12 protein-coding genes are annotated in these 15,812 nt (G+C 59.7%); 5 read left to right on the top strand and 7 right to left on the bottom strand.

Annotated elements, in window-relative coordinates; translation table 11 throughout:
• Positions 1-48: 48 nt before the first annotated feature.
• Complete coding sequence (gene amn / locus GV819_RS13115; protein WP_178124864.1) at positions 49-1,521, top strand: AMP nucleosidase; 1,473 nt, start codon at positions 49-51, stop codon at positions 1,519-1,521.
• Between the two features lie 147 nt (positions 1,522-1,668).
• The gene (locus GV819_RS13110; RefSeq protein ID WP_368668895.1) at positions 1,669-2,235 is read left to right on the top strand and encodes a pseudouridine synthase; all 567 of its coding nucleotides are present in this window, start codon (positions 1,669-1,671) and stop codon (positions 2,233-2,235) included.
• On the opposite strand, the gene GV819_RS13105 is transcribed toward GV819_RS13110, so the two are convergent.
• Both GV819_RS13105 and GV819_RS13100 read right to left on the bottom strand, forming a co-directional pair.
• Entirely contained in the window at positions 2,230-2,439 is a 210-nt protein-coding gene (locus GV819_RS13105; RefSeq protein ID WP_161756509.1) for a DUF2788 domain-containing protein, read from the bottom strand. The genes GV819_RS13110 and GV819_RS13105 overlap by 6 nt on opposite strands.
• 193 nt (positions 2,440-2,632) lie before the next feature.
• Positions 2,633-3,112 carry an Lrp/AsnC family transcriptional regulator gene (locus tag GV819_RS13100; RefSeq protein WP_161756508.1) on the bottom strand — a complete coding sequence of 160 codons (480 nt, stop codon included), beginning with the start codon at positions 3,110-3,112 and terminating at the stop codon, positions 2,633-2,635.
• Positions 3,113-3,525: 413 nt separating this feature from the next.
• Between GV819_RS13100 and GV819_RS13095 the strand changes: the two genes are divergently transcribed.
• Positions 3,526-4,614, top strand: coding sequence for a DUF6515 family protein (locus GV819_RS13095; RefSeq protein WP_161756507.1), 1,089 nt, complete (start codon positions 3,526-3,528; stop codon positions 4,612-4,614).
• On the opposite strand, the gene GV819_RS13090 is transcribed toward GV819_RS13095, so the two are convergent.
• Positions 4,608-5,504, bottom strand: coding sequence for a cation diffusion facilitator family transporter (locus GV819_RS13090; protein WP_161756506.1), 897 nt, complete (start codon positions 5,502-5,504; stop codon positions 4,608-4,610). The two genes, GV819_RS13095 and GV819_RS13090, sit on opposite strands and share 7 nt — an antisense overlap.
• Positions 5,505-5,531: 27 nt before the next feature.
• Positions 5,532-5,951 (bottom strand): polyribonucleotide nucleotidyltransferase, encoded by a 420-nt coding sequence (locus GV819_RS13085; protein WP_161756505.1) that lies wholly within the window; start codon positions 5,949-5,951, stop codon positions 5,532-5,534.
• A gap of 130 nt (positions 5,952-6,081) precedes the next feature.
• Here GV819_RS13085 and hrpB point away from each other — a divergent pair, with 130 nt between their 5' ends.
• On the top strand, positions 6,082-8,604 hold the full coding sequence (hrpB, locus tag GV819_RS13080; RefSeq protein ID WP_161756504.1) for an ATP-dependent helicase HrpB: 2,523 nt from the start codon (positions 6,082-6,084) through the stop codon (positions 8,602-8,604).
• Positions 8,605-8,693: 89 nt separating this feature from the next.
• On the opposite strand, the gene GV819_RS13075 is transcribed toward hrpB, so the two are convergent.
• The 3 genes from GV819_RS13075 to GV819_RS13065 all read right to left on the bottom strand — a co-directional run bounded on the left by GV819_RS13075 (position 8,694) and on the right by GV819_RS13065 (position 13,596).
• A complete protein-coding gene (locus GV819_RS13075; protein ID WP_256667482.1) occupies positions 8,694-9,536 on the bottom strand; it encodes an alpha/beta hydrolase in 843 nt (280 codons plus the stop codon).
• A gap of 234 nt (positions 9,537-9,770) precedes the next feature.
• On the bottom strand, positions 9,771-12,650 hold the full coding sequence (locus tag GV819_RS13070) for an autotransporter domain-containing protein (RefSeq protein ID WP_161756638.1): 2,880 nt from the start codon (positions 12,648-12,650) through the stop codon (positions 9,771-9,773).
• Positions 12,651-12,915: 265 nt separating this feature from the next.
• The gene (locus GV819_RS13065; protein WP_161756503.1) at positions 12,916-13,596 is read right to left on the bottom strand and encodes a response regulator transcription factor; all 681 of its coding nucleotides are present in this window, start codon (positions 13,594-13,596) and stop codon (positions 12,916-12,918) included.
• Positions 13,597-13,673: 77 nt separating this feature from the next.
• On the opposite strand from GV819_RS13065, the gene GV819_RS13060 reads away from it, so the two are divergent.
• Positions 13,674-15,719: a sensor histidine kinase gene (locus GV819_RS13060; RefSeq protein WP_161756502.1), complete on the top strand. Its 2,046-nt coding sequence runs from the start codon at positions 13,674-13,676 to the stop codon at positions 15,717-15,719.
• The last annotated feature ends 93 nt before the right edge of the window (positions 15,720-15,812 follow it).

The raw sequence follows: 15,812 nt of genomic DNA, 5'->3' as shown, positions 1-15,812 counted from the left end.
GGGACGGCGTTGCAGGCAAGATGAACGTCTGCAAGATCAGAACACAGGATGCTTATCGTGACCGAAGCTTTTATTGTCGTTCAAACCGCCGAGCAAGCCGTGGACCGGCTTGCTGCTTTGCATGAGCGGGCCACCACGGCGCTGAGTCAGGCACTCAAGCGTTATCTCAAGGATCGGGTCGAGCCGGATGCCGAGCAGCGAGCGCTGTTCCGCTACCCCGAACTGCGCTTGACTTATCAATGCCACGGTGAAGTCCCGCAGACCACCCGGGCTTACGCCAAGGTCCAGTTGCCGGGCACCTACAGCGTTACCGTCACGCATCCCGCGGCTTTTCGTAACTACCTGCTGGAGCAACTGGTTCCCCTGATGCACGACTTCACCGTAACGGTGGAGGTGGGCGTGAGTGAACAGAACATCCCTTATCCCTATATTGTCGAGCAGGGCGACGAGCTGGCAGGTTCCGGCGTGACCGCCGCCGCCCTGGCCCGGGTATTCCCGAGCACTGACCTGTCGGCTGCCACCGACGGCATTGCCGACGGCCTCTACGATTGGGAAAATACTCACCCGCTGCCGTTGGCTCTGTTCGATGCTGCACGAGTGGATTTCTCCCTGCGCCGGCTGGTGCACTACACCGGTAGCGACTGGCGCCACGTGCAGCCGTGGATCCTGCTGACCAACTATCACCGCTACGTTGATCAGTTCATCGTCCATGGCCTGGAGCAACTACGCAGCGATCCGCGCTTCGTGCGCATGGTCCTGCCCGGCAACGTGATCATTGAAAAGAGCATGGATCACGGTGAAGCCTCAGCGATTGCCGCTGGTGTGGTCTGGCACCGCTACCAGATGCCGGCCTATCACCTGCAGGCCAGCGATGGCCACGGCGTAACCTTGGTGAACATCGGCGTCGGCCCGTCCAATGCTAAGAACATCACCGATCACCTGGCGGTGTTGCGTCCCCACTGCTGGCTGATGATCGGCCACTGTGGTGGTCTGCGGCAATCGCAGACTATCGGCGACTACGTACTGGCCCACGCCTACATGCGTCGTGATGGCATTCTCGATCGCGTGGTGCCGCCGAACATTCCGATCCCGGCGTTGGCCGAAGTCCAGCTTGCGTTGCAGCAGGCGGCGGCCAACGTGACCGGAGAAAAAGGCGAGCAACTGAAGAAGCGTCTGCGCACCGGTACGGTCCTGACCTACGACGATCGTAACTGGGAGTTGCGCTGGGCCGAGGAGCGTCCGCTGATCAACCTGTCGCGGGCTGTGGCGGTGGACATGGAAAGTGGCACCGTCGCTGCCCAGGGTTATCGCCTGCGAGTACCCTATGGCACCTTGCTGTGCGTTTCGGACAAGCCCCTGCACAGTGAAATCAAGTTGCCGGGCGCCGCCAATGCCTTCTATGAGCGGGCCGTCAGCCAGCACTTGAAGATCGGCATCGAGGCGGTGGACCTGATGCGCAGCGAACTCAACTCCCTGCACTCGCGCAAATTGCGCAGCTTCGACGAACCACCTTTCCGCTAAGTGTTTAATCCATGGTCATTTGGCGATCAGGCCACTAGCATTGTCGGTCCTGATCGCTGAATGTTCCTGGCTCCCATGTCCCGTCCGTCCCATCCCGCTTCCCGTCGTCCCGGCGCGAAGCCGTTTTCCGCATCTCCCTCCAAGCGCGTGGCCAAGGCGCCACCGGCGGAGCCGAAGCTGATCCTGTTCAACAAACCCTTCGATGTGCTGACTCAGTTCAGTGATGGCGAAGGCCGGGCGACGCTCAAGGACTTCATTGCGATCCCCGGCGTCTACCCGGCCGGTCGCCTGGACCGCGACAGCGAAGGGCTGCTGTTGTTAACCAATGATGGGCAGTTGCAGGCGCGCATCGCCGATCCCAAGCACAAGCTGGCCAAAACTTACTGGGTGCAAGTCGAAGGTGAACCCAGCGCTGAGCAGTTGCAGCGTTTGCGTGAGGGGGTGGAGCTGAATGACGGCATGACCTTGCCGGCTCAGGCTCGGCAGCTTGATGAGCCTGAGCTGTGGCCACGCAACCCGCCGGTGCGATTTCGCAAGAGCGTACCCACCAGTTGGCTGGAGTTGGTGATTCGCGAGGGACGCAATCGGCAGGTGCGGCGCATGACGGCGGCGGTGGGCTTGCCGACCCTGCGACTGGTGCGGGTCAGGATCGGCGACTGGACCCTGGACGGTCTGGATCAGGGCCAGTGGAAGGAAGTTCCGGCGCGTTTATAGGGCGCCGGATTCGATCAGGCCAATCACCACGCTCTTGATGATGAAGGCGGCCACGCCCAGGCCCAGCACGAAGAACAGGATGAACGAGCCGAAACGCCCAGCCTTGGACTTCTTGGCCAAGTCCCAGACGATGAAGCCCATGAACAGGATCAGGATGCTGACCAGGCCGGTCATCATCCACTCTTCGAGTACTGCTGGGTCCATCGTTCATCTCCAGTGCAGGCAGGGTAAAAAATGCCGGGCGAGTATACGCCAAGCGACCCTTGCCAAGCATTGATCTGCGTGCGTTACGTCGCCACAGCCCAAGGAACTGGCTGGTCAGTGAAAGTACCCTGATGAGCAACACAGAGCTTGTGCGTCTCTTCGCCGGCAAGCCGGCTCCTACAGGAGAGGGGGTTCAGTTACGCAGGTGGGTCAGTGGCAGTTCGGTGCTATTGAGCACCTGATTGAGCACGAAGCTCGAGCGTACGCTGGTCACGCCGTCGATACGGGTCAGATGGCCGAGCAGGAGCTTCTGGTAGTGGTCCATGTCCGGTACCACAACCTTGAGCTGGTAGTCGGCATCGACCCCGGTTACCAGGCTGCATTCCAGCACTTGGGGCAGGTTGCGGATCGCCGCTTCGAAGTTCTCGAAACGCTCCGGCGTGTGTCGGTCCATGCCGATCAGCACGTAGGCGGTCAGGCTCAGGCCGAGCATTTTGCGGTCCAGCAAGGCGACCTGGCGGGAAATGTAACCATCGTCCTCCAGTTGCTTGACCCGACGTGAACACGGCGACGGGGACAGGCCGATACGTTCGGCCAGCTCCTGGTTGGAGATGCGGGCGTCGCGTTGCAGTTCCGCCAAAATACTCAGGTCATAGCGGTCGAGTTTGCTCATCAATCAGGCCTTTGTCATAACTATTGCGGTTAATTATCTATCTTGAGTTAAAAATTGCGCAAGAGGTGTTTTTGCAAGCAATCTTCGCAATCCTCTGTCGCCGCCCCAGGCCTATTCTTATCACCAGAATCACTGCCCGGACATAGAGTCCACTGCGGCCCGCCGAATCAGGCCTGCCGCGGCCGCCAACCCCACAGGGTTGAGCCGGCCCCCGGGCTACACACTGTCCAGAAGACGGAGTGAGGTGAGCCGGCGTCAAAAGCGTCGAGCACGGACAAAATCTCAAAGGGTGGCCGACGGGCCGCCCTTTTTTATTGCCTGCGAAATAAGTCTCGTGACTGATAATCTCTAGCAGAACCGTCCCGGGCTTTTTCAGTCTTATGTACAGGCCCCAATCCGTAGTGAGGAATAGCATGAAGTCGCGCATCTGGCGTTTGGCAGGTGTTGGTTTGTTGTGCGTAAGCGTCACGGCCCAAGCGCTTGCCGAGGATCGGGACGAGAGACGACCTCCCCAGCAGGGAGCGCCTTCCGACGGGCAGCGAGAGCATCCCTCCGAGGGACGGGGAGAGCACAATCAAGGCCATCCAGCGAATGTCCCCAATCGTCCGCAACCCGCCCCTGCACCTGCACCTGCACCGCCGCGTCCGCAGAATGAAATCATTCGTGGCGAGAACAGCCGTCAGTTCGAACACAATGGGCAGAATCCGGGAGGGCAATGGCAGAATCGCCCCCAGCACGATGCCAATCAGCAGAGCCGACCGGCACCGCAGCAACAGCCGCAACCTTCGCCAAGCCTGCCGATCCAGGGCCGGCCCGACACCGTGCGCCAGACTCAGGAGCCCCAGCGTGGCTACTATCAGGACATTCCTCGGCGCAACGACTACAACCAGCATTGGCAGGCCGGTGGTCCTGGTTTACGCCCAGACGACCATCGTTGGCCCGGTCGGCCTGACGGCCATGGCAATGGCTGGGGTCCGGGCCCGCAGTACCGTCCGGGTTATGTGATCGATCGTTTCCCCGAGCGTAACTACCGTGTTCCCTATCGTGGCCAGGATTACTTCTTCTCCGGTGGCTACTGGTATCGCCCACAAGGCACTCGCTATGTGGTGGTGCATCCACCCTATGGGATTCGAGTCGGTTACCTGCCCGATTACGCACGGGAAATCTGGATCGGTAGCGCGCTGTTCTTCCTCGCTGCTGGGGCCTACTACACCTATGAGGCCGATACCCAGCAGTACTTGGTGGTGCAGCCACCGCAGGGGATGCCACCACCGGACCAGCAGCAGAGCGGTAATGGCTACGATGTGCTGGCCTATCCGGTCAATGGTCAGTCGCCGCAGCAGATCGATCAGGATCGCTACGACTGTTATCGCTGGGCCGTACAGCAGAGTGGCTTCGATCCGGCCAACGTGTCCTACCAGCCGGCCCCCGAAGTGGTCCAGGCCTATCGTCAGGCTCAGGGCAACTGTCTGAGCTCGCGGGGCTATCAGGTGACTTACTGAGCCCTGGCGGCTTTGACCACTTCCTGCGGGTCGGCGTGCACCAGCACTTCGGCCCGCGGGTAGGCCTGATGGATCGCATCGGCAGCCTGATCGCTGATGCTGTGGGCCACCGACAGCGTCAGATCACCGGGTAATTCCAGATGCAGCTGGACAAACCAGTGGCTGCCGGAAATCCGTGTGCGCAGGTCATGAGCGCCAAGTACCCCCGGCACACTGCACGCCAGCTCGAGCATGTGTTGGCTGACGTCCACTGGCAGTTCCTCGTCCATCAGCACCGAGAAACTCTCCCGGGCAATCTGGATGGCGCTCCAGAGGATATAGACGGCAATCCCCAGGCCGAACCAGGCATCCACTTGGTGCCAGCCGAAGGCGGCCAGCACCAGGGCCAGCAGAATGCTGCCGTTGAGCAGCATGTCGGAGCGGTAGTGCAGTGAGTCGGCTCGCACCGCATTGGAGCCGGTGATGCGGATCACCCGATGCTGCAGGGTCAGCAGCGCTGCCGTCAGTGCCAGCGACAGCACAATCACGCCGATGCTCAGCCATGGCGCCCCGACCGGTTCTGGATGGTTCAGGCGCTCGCTCGCCTGGAAGGCAATCAGGATTGCACTGCCGGCAATGAACAGGGCCTGGGCCATGCCCGCCAGGGATTCCGCCTTGCCGTGGCCATAACGGTGATCGTCATCGGCTGGGCGCAGGGCATAGTGCACCGCCAGCAGGTTGAGCAAGGAAGTGAAGCCGTCGAGCACCGAGTCAGTGAGCCCCGCCAACATGCTCACCGAGCCGCTGAGCCACCAGGCAATGGCCTTGGTCACAATCAGGATGCTCGCCACGGTGACTGAGGCACGAGTGGCCAGGCGCAATAGGCGAGCGTGTTCCGGGTTTCCGATCATCGACGGCGGTTTCCTTGAGCCGGGTTATCAGGCTGCAGGTTGCAGACCATACAGCGCCAGTTGTTGCACGCTGCCTTTGTGTTGGATGAGGCGTGGGTCATCCAGTGGGAAGCTGCCTCCCAGTTCACGCTCAAGAATCACCTGCAGTTTGCGGTTGTCGACTTTACCGTCGGCGCCGATGGCCTGCTGGAGTTTCTCCGGAGCGATCTGCGCGGTCTTGCCCGGCTCCAGGTAGATCGCTCCGGTGGCGAAGTCGACGCCAAAGGCAATCAGCCCCGGAATCACATAGAACAGCAAGCCCACGGCATCCAGCACCACGATTAGTGGATCGATCTTGCCGTCGATCTGGCCACGCCGGTCGGGAAAGAAGATCGAACCGCAGGCGGTGAGTTGGGTCAGCAGAGCGGTCACCAGAACGCCGCCAATGACACGGTGGGGAATACGCATGGATATCTCCTGGCAAGTACGAAAGCATAAAGGAATGGAGCGGGGTGTTGAGTCTTGTCGGTCAGCACTCAGACCATGATTAACCCCAGGCAGTTCGCCGTTATACTCGCGCCTCTGTTTTGGAGCCAGCATGAATTCTTTGCCAATTGATGAAGTTTTGCCTGCACTGCGTGCCGCCCTGGCGGCACGCCACGAAGTGGTGCTCGAAGCCCCGCCCGGTGCCGGCAAGACCACCCGCGTGCCTCTGGCGCTTCTGGATCAGGACTGGCTGGCCGGGCAGACCATTCTCATGCTTGAGCCTAGACGCTTGGCTGCACGCGCGGCAGCTGAACGCATGGCGGCGGAACTTGGCGAGCGTGTTGGTGAGACGGTGGGCTACCGTATTCGGCTCGAAAGCAAGGTTGGACCAAGCACGCGGATTGAGGTGGTCACTGAAGGTATTCTGGCCAGGCGGCTACAGGATGATCCTTCGCTGGATGGCGTTGGACTGGTTATTTTCGATGAGTTTCACCTGCGGAACATGGACGCTGATCTGGCCTTGGCGCTTGCTCTCAATGGTCGAGAGCTGTTTCGTGATGATTTGCCCATGAAGGTCCTGTTGATGTCCGCTACCTTGGAAGGCGAGCGGCTTTCTCGATTGCTGGACGATGCACCCATCGTGACAAGTGCAGGGCGGATGTATCCAGTGACAACGATCTGGGGCAAGCCGTATCAACAGGGTGATTTCATCGAGCCTCGCGTTGTCGCGACCTGTCTAGAAGCTTTGGATGATCAACGCGGAAGTCTCCTGGTCTTCCTGCCCGGCCAAGCGGAGATCCGTCGCGTTCATCAGGGGCTACAAGAACATTTGCAACAGCGCCAGGACATCCTGCTTTGTCCATTGCACGGCGAACTCGACCTGAGTGCACAACGTGCGGCGATCGATCCTGCTGCTCCTGGAAAGCGCAAGGTGGTGCTGGCCACCAACATCGCGGAAACCAGTATCACCATAAACGGCGTGTGTGTGGTGATCGATGCAGGCCTTGAGCGAGTACCTCGCTTTGACCCTCGTAGCGGTATGACTAGGCTCGACACTCAGCGCATCTCCAAAGCCAGTGCCACTCAGCGTGCAGGTCGAGCAGGGCGCCTGGAGCCTGGTGTCTGCTATCGATTGTGGTCTGAAGCTCAGCATGAACAACTGGCTGGCTTCAACAGTCCGGAGATTCAGCAGGCCGACCTTGCGGGTTTGGCGCTTCAGCTCGCGCGTTGGGGCGTCCAGCCGAGTCAACTGAAGTGGCTCGACGTACCACCACCTGCTGCTTTTTCTCAAGCGTGTGATCTGTTGCGTCGACTCGGTGCTCTGCAACCAAACGATCAACTGACCCCGCACGGACAGGCCATGGCAGGATTGCCCGCCCATCCTCGGATTGCTCATCTACTCCTGCGCGGTCATGCGCTGGGCTTGGCAAATCTTGCCAGCGACATTGCTGCATTGCTGGGAGAGCGAGACATTCAGCGCGGAGCAGGAGCTGACCTGCACAGCCGATTGGCGATCTTGTCAGGTGAGCAGCGTGCACAGCGCGGTGAGCAAGGTGCCGCACAGCGGTCACGCCAGCTCGCCAGGCAGTATCGTTCCTTCCTGCGTGGAACGGCCACGGATGCCGTACTGGATGGCGATCATCCCAAGTGGGTGGGGTGCTTGCTTGCATTGGCCTATCCCGACCGTGTTGCACAGCGCCGCCAGGCGGGTGGTTCGGGTTACCGACTCGCCAATGGCCGGGCTGCGCTGTTCACTGAGCCGGACGTGCTCATGAAGCATGACTGGCTGGTGATCGCTGATCTGGGAAGTCGTCAGGGACAGCGTGAAGAGCGTATCTATCTGGCGGCCGAGCTTGATCCAGGCTTGTTCAACACTGTTCTGCGTGAGCAGGTGAGTCAGGTGGATGAGCTTGATTGGGATGAGCGCGAGGGAGTGCTTCGAGCTGAGCGACAGCTCAAGGTAGGAGAGCTTGTACTATCGACATCACCCCTGTCTGACCTCGATGACGAAAGCCGTGCCCGTGCGTTGGTGAGTTACGTGCGGCGTAAAGGGCTGGAGCTCTTGCCCTGGACCCCGGAGTTGCGCCAGTGGCAGGCGCGCGTGGAGCTTCTGCGAAGGCTGGATCTTGATCGCGCCGCAGAGAGTGAATGGCCTGACCTCAGTGATCAGATGCTTAGGGCGACACTAGAGGACTGGCTTGCTCCTTACGTGGCGAATGTCACCCGCCTGAGCCATTTCGGACAACTTGATTTGCCTGCGATTCTGCGCAACCTCCTGCCTTGGCCGCTTCCACAGCAACTGGATTTGCAAGCGCCGCAGACCATCGTCGTGCCTTCCGGCTCGAACATCCGAATCGATTACAGTGAACAGCCGCCCGTGTTGGCCGTCAGGTTGCAGGAGTTGTTCGGTCTGTCCGATACCCCGCGTATTGCCAGTGGCAAGCAAGTGCTCAAGCTTCACTTGCTGTCACCGGCTCGTCGGCCGGTACAGGTTACCCAGGATTTAGCCAATTTTTGGCGTACGACCTATAGCGACGTGAAGAAAGACCTTAAAGGGAGATACCCCAAGCATTACTGGCCTGATGATCCCTTGGTGGCGCAGGCGACTGCTCGAGTGAAACCCAGGGGCACCTGACCTGAACCTTTAATCGCTATTCAGAGCCTGATCGACTTGACGCGCGCAACGCCGAAGTCGAATTGCGAACTACAGACGTTGCGCGGTGGTTAGTCTGCGACATTTTTCTGCCAAAGTTCCGCCCAGTTCTGTGCCCAGCAGCAGTGGTGGTCATAGCCAGGTATCACCCTGACGATAGCGCGGCTCCCCGCTGGATAGCTCGCGATGAACCCTTTGGCCAAATCCGCAGGCATTACCGAGTCAGCGTCGCCTACCAGGTGCACCTGCCTTAGATTGGCCAGGGATGGGCGGAGATTGGCCGGGTTGAGTGAGTCCTTCAGCGGCGTGACCATGTGGCGGCGCGTCCAGGAAGCGTGGTCGAGATTGCCGGCTACCGTAACGACTAGCGCCACGTCACTCCGCCGCGCCGCCAGCAGCAGGGCCAGAGTTCCACCGCCGGAATAGCCGACCAGGATCAGGCGCTGTGCGCCCGCTCGCGCCTTCAACTGTTCAGCGGCCTGGTCCAGGCTCAGCACCACGTCTTCAGCAAACCGCGCTCCAGTCCAGTAACGCTTCTGGCAGGGCGGTCGCGTGGCCCCCAGATATTGGCAGGGACGACCCAGGTAGGCGGCATTGCCTGTTGGCTGTGTCATTGCCAGCTTGAGCGCTAAAGGATCTAACGGGGTCGGGTCAGGGGAAGGCTGTCGGGAGTTGATCCACGCAAAACCGTCGCCCTCAAGGTAGAGCGTGAGTACAGGGTTTACCGTGTAGGTCGGTGGTCCATAGGATTGCAGCTGGAAAGCTCCGGCGTTCAATTTCAGACCCTGCCAGTGATGCGCTCGTGCCAAGGCGTCGACCTGCTCTCGACGCTCATTCGGCGATGGAAACACGGCGCAGGCCGCGAGGCACGTTGTGATGGACAGCGGTAATAGGTATTTGAGTCGCAGGTGCATAGGAACTCCTCGAACTTGCCGCCGCTGCCTCAAGGGATGCTGCCCGCACTGCAGTTGAAATCGAGTGTGAAGGGATAGTCCAGCGCTGCTCGAGTGCTTTGACTGGGGGCGGATTGCACCGTCCCCATCAACGTTCGCTCTCCTACCCGATGAACTTCGAGCGCATCCGGTGCGTGTTGCCAAAGAAAAAGGCCACTCCATGGGGTGTGGCCTCTTTCTTTGCGCTTGAGCGAATCAGAGGGCCCATCGGGCCTTGATCGAAGCGCCCTGGTTGGTGAAGCCGCTACGCGCCTCGGCATCATAGCGCAGGCTGACTTCGGTGCCGTTGTCCAGGGTGTGAGTCAGGCCCAGGCCGGCGCGGGCCAGCCAAGGTTCGATGTCCATGCCCTTGGTGTGGAAGGCCGCACCTGGAGCCCCGGCGTAGGCCGAGGTGATGGAACTACCTGCGTCGATCACATCGTAACCGGCGCCCAGGTTGGCGTTGAGTACGGTGGCATCGCTGAGTAAATAGTTGAACTTGCCGTCGACGCCAAGCAGCAGTTCTTCGCTGTCGTTGCTGTCGACGTTCAGGTTCAGCGCGCCGGCACCCTTTTCACGGTATGCCTCGGTGCCGATCCAGGTGTAGTCGGCGCGTGCCGAAGGTACGAAGGTCAGTTGTTCTGAGAGGCGAAGGGTACGACCAATGCCAAGTCCGGCGTGGACGTTGTAGCCGTTGTAGTCTGCTGTGGCGGTGGCGTCCGCGAACGGCATGTGGCGCTTGCCCTCGGAGCGGTTCTGGCCGCCATCGAGCTGGAAGTTCAACTCGGTTTCGGGCGTCAGGGCGTAGCTGGCGTAACCGATCAACTGGTAAGTATCGATCTTCGCGTCTTGGGGGGCGACGTGCGAGTGGTTGTCCAGGTCGGTCCGAGCATAGGCGAAGGCCAAGCCTAGGCGCGCGAACTCGGATACGGCGGCATCGGCGCCGATGGCCATTCCCTGAGTGCTGGCGCTGTAACCGGAGATACCACTGCGCTCGTCCTGTTCGGCCCAGGAACCGAAAGGCTTGATCCACAGATTGTTCTCGGCCTGTACTGCGTCGCCGGAGGAGAGGCCGCTGTTACTTTCCTGACGTGCCTGGACCACGCGGTTGATGCTGGCCAAGGTACCCCGGGTGGCATTGTTGGCGTTTCCGGCGACGGTGGGCAGGGTTTGAGTGACGGCGTCGGAGACGTCCCGTGCGTTGGTCAAGCCGACGAAGTGCTTGGCCAGTTCGCCAGTGGGATTGCTGGTGAAGGCGTGGTCAAGCACCCGGGCGGCACCGACTGCAGGGCTGTTACCCCGGTTACGGACGATTTCCTCCACAAGCCCGGTGCGGTTTGCTCCGCTCGGGTCACTTGTGCCTCCTGCGGCGACCAGGGTCAAGTCGACCGTGTTGGCGTCTTTGACAGCGCCGAAGTTGAACAACAGGGAGTTATCGGTGACGGAGAAGGTGCCATCGCTGACCAGTGTTCCGGCGCTGAGGACGTCCTGCAGGGTCTTGGCACTGAAGCTGTAGCCAGGGTTGCTAACATCGACCGCAATTCTGGCGTTGCTGGGCAGGGTCGCGATGCCATCCACCACCAGCCTGCCATAGGTTTTTTCGTTGGCTACACCAATTTTCAGGGTGCCGTCGGAGGTCTGGGTATAGGCGCCATGTACGGTACCGGTCACGCCGCTGGCGAGGGCGAGAGTGCCATTGTTTTGCAAGCCATTGCTGACGTAAATACCCTCAGCCATTCCGCTCGTGGATGTGCTGGCACCCAGGTTGAAGGTGGCTCCCTTTTCCACCGTGAATCTCTGCACCTCGAAGGCATTGTGGTTACTGAACACCGCGCCGGACTTGATCGTGACATCGGTCCCCTTGGCCTGCACATCGCCCAGGAAGGCGGCGGTGTCGATACCCCCAATGTCAATATTGCTCAGGGTGGTAGCCTTTTCGGACCCGACGTAGACCGCGTAGACACTGCCTTCAATGCGACCGCTGTTGGTGAGCGAGCCAACGCTGGAGCCGCTGTTGATCAGCAAGCCGGAATAGCCGCCGTTAATGGTGGCGCCTGACTCGTTGGTGATGCTGTTTGTGGTGCTGCTTTCAAGGCGCAGACCCGTCACTAGACCTTGAATGGTTCCTGTGTTGCGGATGCTGTCGACATGGCTTTTATCAAGGGAAACACTCGCAGTCGCACCACGGCTATTGAGCAATCCCTGGTTGTCCAGAGTGCCGGTAATGGTGCTGCCTGTAAGCCGGATCGCGCCTTCTCCGCCATCGATCACGGCATTCTTGGCATTGACCAGATTGCCGCCAATAGTGAAGCCGTTAAGCTCGATCGCGGATTGGTTGCCATCGCCAAGGTTGGTAATGCGCCCATTGTTGAGCAGGTCATGACCGATGCCACTCGAACTGCCATAGATCGCCGCGTGGCCGCCATTGCTGCTGATTTCTCCGTCGTTGACCAAGCTGTCGAGGATCAAGGCGTTATTAATCAGGTATATGGCGTTGCCAGAATCGGCGTTGGAAATGCTGCCTGTCGCCTGATTGTGGAGGGAGCCTATGGACGCATTATCGATCGATACGCCTGCCCCCTTGATGTTGTAGCTGACGATTTGGCCTGCGTTAATCAACGACCTCAGACGGTAGCCATTGGAGAGGGCTATGCCGTTTTTTCCACCTTGGATTGTCGAGTCCTGCTGGTTTACGATTTTGTAGCCAGTGCTATTACCCGTCAGGTTGATGCCGGAACCGATTCCGTTACCCAATACCGTGCCGTTATTGGTGATGACGTTGAAGCCGTTGGGAGCGGTGATGGCATCACCACCGATTTTCATCAGTGTGGCATTGACCTCAACACTACCTTGTCCGGATGAGTGGAGTTTGCAGCTGTCGTTCCCGGAGCCATTGTCGGAAATCTCCACTTCCATGGTTGTGCAACGCTCTTGAGCCAGCACCATGCCTGAGTTCGCCAAGGCCAAACAGCTGGTGCCTGCTGCGATCAGAAGCAGGCGTGCGCTACTGTGGTTACCGTGTGCGCTGGCGAGCTTATCCGCGACCACAAACGCTTGGCGGGTGTGACTCCAGATAATGCGAAATGCACGGTTCATACTGCTCCTCGATGTGGCTTCGCAGCCGTGTGAGAAATGACCGCGGGAATCTAATCGATAGGGCAGGGTTTAAAACTGAGCAAATCTGAGCACTGCTCGAGCGAGGGGGCGCTCTGCAGTAGCGCTCGTGATAGCGCGTTGGGATTCAACCAGGCAGCGTCATTGCGCTACTCGACCATCTTTGTTGCAGGCCGAGCATGCTTGTCGTCCTGTTATTCGTGCAGGGGCATCGGTGTACTTCTCCCCCCTTTTCGTTGGTAATGGTTCATTGGATCTGCTGGCGCGCGTAGAAGCAGTAACCAGCGTTGCGCAAGGTCTTGACTGGAAGAGTCTGGCCGCTGGCCTGCTCGACATTACGACGCAGGCGGTGCATTTGCGTGTCCAGGCGTCGCTGGTCGTAGTGCAGGTATTCTTCACCCAAGGCTTCGACTATTCGCTGTCGGCTGACTTCCTGCCCCGCCTCTGTCATTAGGCAGCGCAGTACCAGCAGGTCCTGTTGCGACAGAGCTACGGGTGGAGCGCCCGGGGGCACCAAGCGTCGCGGGCCGGTTTCCAGTAACCAGGGCTGGTCTTTGTGTTGGTAACCCAGGCGACGCTCCAGCGAGGTCAGGACCGCGACCAGTTCATCCAGGTCGCCACCCTTGGTCACGTAGTGGTCGGCGCCAAGGTCCAGGCCCAAAATACGTGCAGTGCTGCCACTGCGGGCGGTTAGCACCACTATGCCTAAGTGGTGGCCGGACTGGTGCAGGTTGCTGACTAATTGCAGAGCGTCACCGTCGGGCAGTCCCAGGTCGAGCAGAGCCAGGCGGTGGCGCTGAGGGTTGAACAGGTGGTGGAACTCTTTCAAGTCAGCTGCCGATTCGGTGGCAAAGCCGCTTTCGTTGAGGAACTCGCACAGTTCCTCGCGCAGTATGGGGTCGTCTTCTAGGAGGATTAGGTCGGTCATTGAAAGGGGGAGTGGGCGAGGCTCGGGTAACGAGAGAGATGGGGGGGGATCAAATTGCCATGATATCGTTCCGCGCCATGAAAACTACCCGCCTTTTATTCTTTTTTCTAACACTTTTCGGCTTTGCCAGCTGGCTACAAGCCGCCACTCTGCAACTGATGCCGGAGGCGGGGACGACTCCGGCTACCGGATACTTGCAGAGACTGGACGATCCCGGCGGCATGCTCACGCCCACGCAGGCATTGCAGGCCGGCGACTGGCAGTCCCTGCCGTCTAGCCTCAATGCCGGATTCACCTCCGTGCATATCTGGCTGCGTGTGCAAGTGCGGGCGCCAGGAGAGGGCAAGCAGAACTGGGCGCTGCGTCTGAGCAATGCGGTGCTCGACGACGTGCGCTTGTACCAGCGTGATGCCCAGGGCAACTGGCAAGAGCAGCGCTCCGGTGAGGACTTGCCACGCGAGCAATGGCCAGTGGACTACCGATCGCCGGTCTTGCCTCTGACGTTGCAGGGGGGGAAGAGCGAGGTGCTGTTGCTGCGTCTGCACACCAAGAACGCGCTGTCCGTTGGTCTCGAATTTTCAACAAGGCAGCAATTTTCCGAATCCACTCGCCGCGAATTTCTCGGTTATGGCTTGTACTTTGGCGTCTACTTGATGCTGATCGGCTTCCATTCGGTATTCTGGCGACTGACCCAGGCACCGGAAAGCGGCTGGTACCTGCTGTATGTCGGCTGCTGCGTGTGGATCGAGGCACTGACTGTCGGCTTGCCACAACAGCTTTTGAGTATTCCCGTTGGGCTGAGCGACCCCTTGTTAGGCGCGGCACTGGCACTTGGGTTGCCGATCGGCGTGGTGTTCGCCAGCCGTCAGTTGGCACTGGCACAGGTTTACCAACGGTTTGCAGCGCTACTCATATGCCTGACTTGGCTGGTAGGTGTCGTTGCGGCCATTTTTGTACTGTTCGGTTATTACCGCGATGCCGTGCCTGTTGTGCTGGCTTTCTCCTTGGTGATGATTCCGATATTTCTTTGCCTGGCGATCTGGCTGCTACTGCGTGGTCATCGGCCGGCGCGCTTCTATCTATTGGCCTTCGGCATCTACTACGCCGGGGTAAGCATCGCATTTTTGCGCAATTTCGGCGTTCTGCCGGCGACCTTCTGGACCGACAACGCAGTAGCCCTGGGCACCCTGCTGCACATGGGGATCATGAGTTGTCGCATCATCAGCCACTACAACCAGCTTAAACGAGACAAAGTGCACGCCCAGCGGCAGGCCACCGAGCTGATACAGCAGCAGAATGCGTATCTGGAAGCTCAGGTGTTGGCCCGCACTTGCGAGCTGAACGAGGAGCTACGGTGTCGCGAGCTGCTTGAACAGGAACTGCGTGTCGCTCTGCTGCGGGAGCAGGATATACGCGAACAGCAGAGCGACTTCGTGGCCATGGTCTCTCATGAGTTCCGTACCCCCTTGGCGATCATCAATACCCTGGCGCAGCAATTGGCCCGACACCTCGATGCACCGGCGGAGAAAAATTTGCGTCGCTGCCAGAACATTCGCGAAGCCGGCACCCGCCTGTTGGTGCTGGTGGACGACTATCTGACTCACGACCACATGGCTGATGCACAACCGACTACCCGATTCGTCGCCTGCGACTTGGCCGCACTGCTGAAAGGGCTGCTGACTGATTGGTCGCCTGGGCGCATTGCCTTCGACTATCGCTTGGCTGCAGGCAACTACTGGTGTGATGCCGGTCTGTTACATGTGGCAGTACGCAATCTGCTGGCCAATGCCAACCGCCATGCGCCAGCGCAATCCTCTCTTCGGCTGGTTGTGTGGGAGGAGGAGGGGCGTATCTGTCTGACAGTGAGTCATCCTGGGCCGCTGATTCCTGAAGACGAACGTGTTCGGCTATTTAACAAGTACTATCGTGGGGCTCAGGCTCAGACAAGCGTCGGTGCAGGCCTGGGGCTTTATATGGTTCAGCGGATAGCTGAGCTGCATGCAGGCGAGATCGCGTTGATCGGTTATGGCGGTGAAGCCGATATCTGCTTCCGCTTGAGCCTGTGTCTGTCCCGGGCTCTGGCTAAGGAAGAAGCTCGTTCTGCTGCGCTAGCGGCACTTTGATCGAGCCCGACCAAGGTCGGGATTCTCAGCGAAGGCCGGCGTTGGCGTTGGCATCAGCTATTCCGAGCTGTATGGAGGTGTCAATGCGATTCG

Origin of the sequence: Pseudomonas sp. Fl5BN2 (genome assembly GCF_009908205.1) — a bacterium.
Taxonomy (GTDB): Bacteria; Pseudomonadota; Gammaproteobacteria; order Pseudomonadales; family Pseudomonadaceae; genus Aquipseudomonas.
The sequence above is the reverse complement of the archived record's forward strand: the minus strand, read 5'-3'. Positions and strand labels throughout refer to the sequence as shown.

Excerpts from the sequence above, each read along its gene's own strand:
- amn (WP_178124864.1), top strand. The coding sequence starts at position 49 with ATGCTTATCGTGACCGAAGCTTTTATTGTCGTTCAAACCGCCGAGCAA.
- GV819_RS13105 (WP_161756509.1), bottom strand. The coding sequence starts at position 2,439 with ATGGACCCAGCAGTACTCGAAGAGTGGATGATGACCGGCCTGGTCAGC.
- GV819_RS13100 (WP_161756508.1), bottom strand. The coding sequence starts at position 3,112 with ATGAGCAAACTCGACCGCTATGACCTGAGTATTTTGGCGGAACTGCAA.
- GV819_RS13095 (WP_161756507.1), top strand. The coding sequence starts at position 3,526 with ATGAAGTCGCGCATCTGGCGTTTGGCAGGTGTTGGTTTGTTGTGCGTA.
- GV819_RS13090 (WP_161756506.1), bottom strand. The coding sequence starts at position 5,504 with ATGATCGGAAACCCGGAACACGCTCGCCTATTGCGCCTGGCCACTCGT.
- GV819_RS13085 (WP_161756505.1), bottom strand. The coding sequence starts at position 5,951 with ATGCGTATTCCCCACCGTGTCATTGGCGGCGTTCTGGTGACCGCTCTG.
- hrpB (WP_161756504.1), top strand. The coding sequence starts at position 6,082 with ATGAATTCTTTGCCAATTGATGAAGTTTTGCCTGCACTGCGTGCCGCC.
- GV819_RS13075 (WP_256667482.1), bottom strand. The coding sequence starts at position 9,536 with ATGCACCTGCGACTCAAATACCTATTACCGCTGTCCATCACAACGTGC.
- GV819_RS13070 (WP_161756638.1), bottom strand. The coding sequence starts at position 12,650 with ATGAACCGTGCATTTCGCATTATCTGGAGTCACACCCGCCAAGCGTTT.
- GV819_RS13065 (WP_161756503.1), bottom strand. The coding sequence starts at position 13,596 with ATGACCGACCTAATCCTCCTAGAAGACGACCCCATACTGCGCGAGGAA.
- GV819_RS13060 (WP_161756502.1), top strand. The coding sequence starts at position 13,674 with ATGAAAACTACCCGCCTTTTATTCTTTTTTCTAACACTTTTCGGCTTT.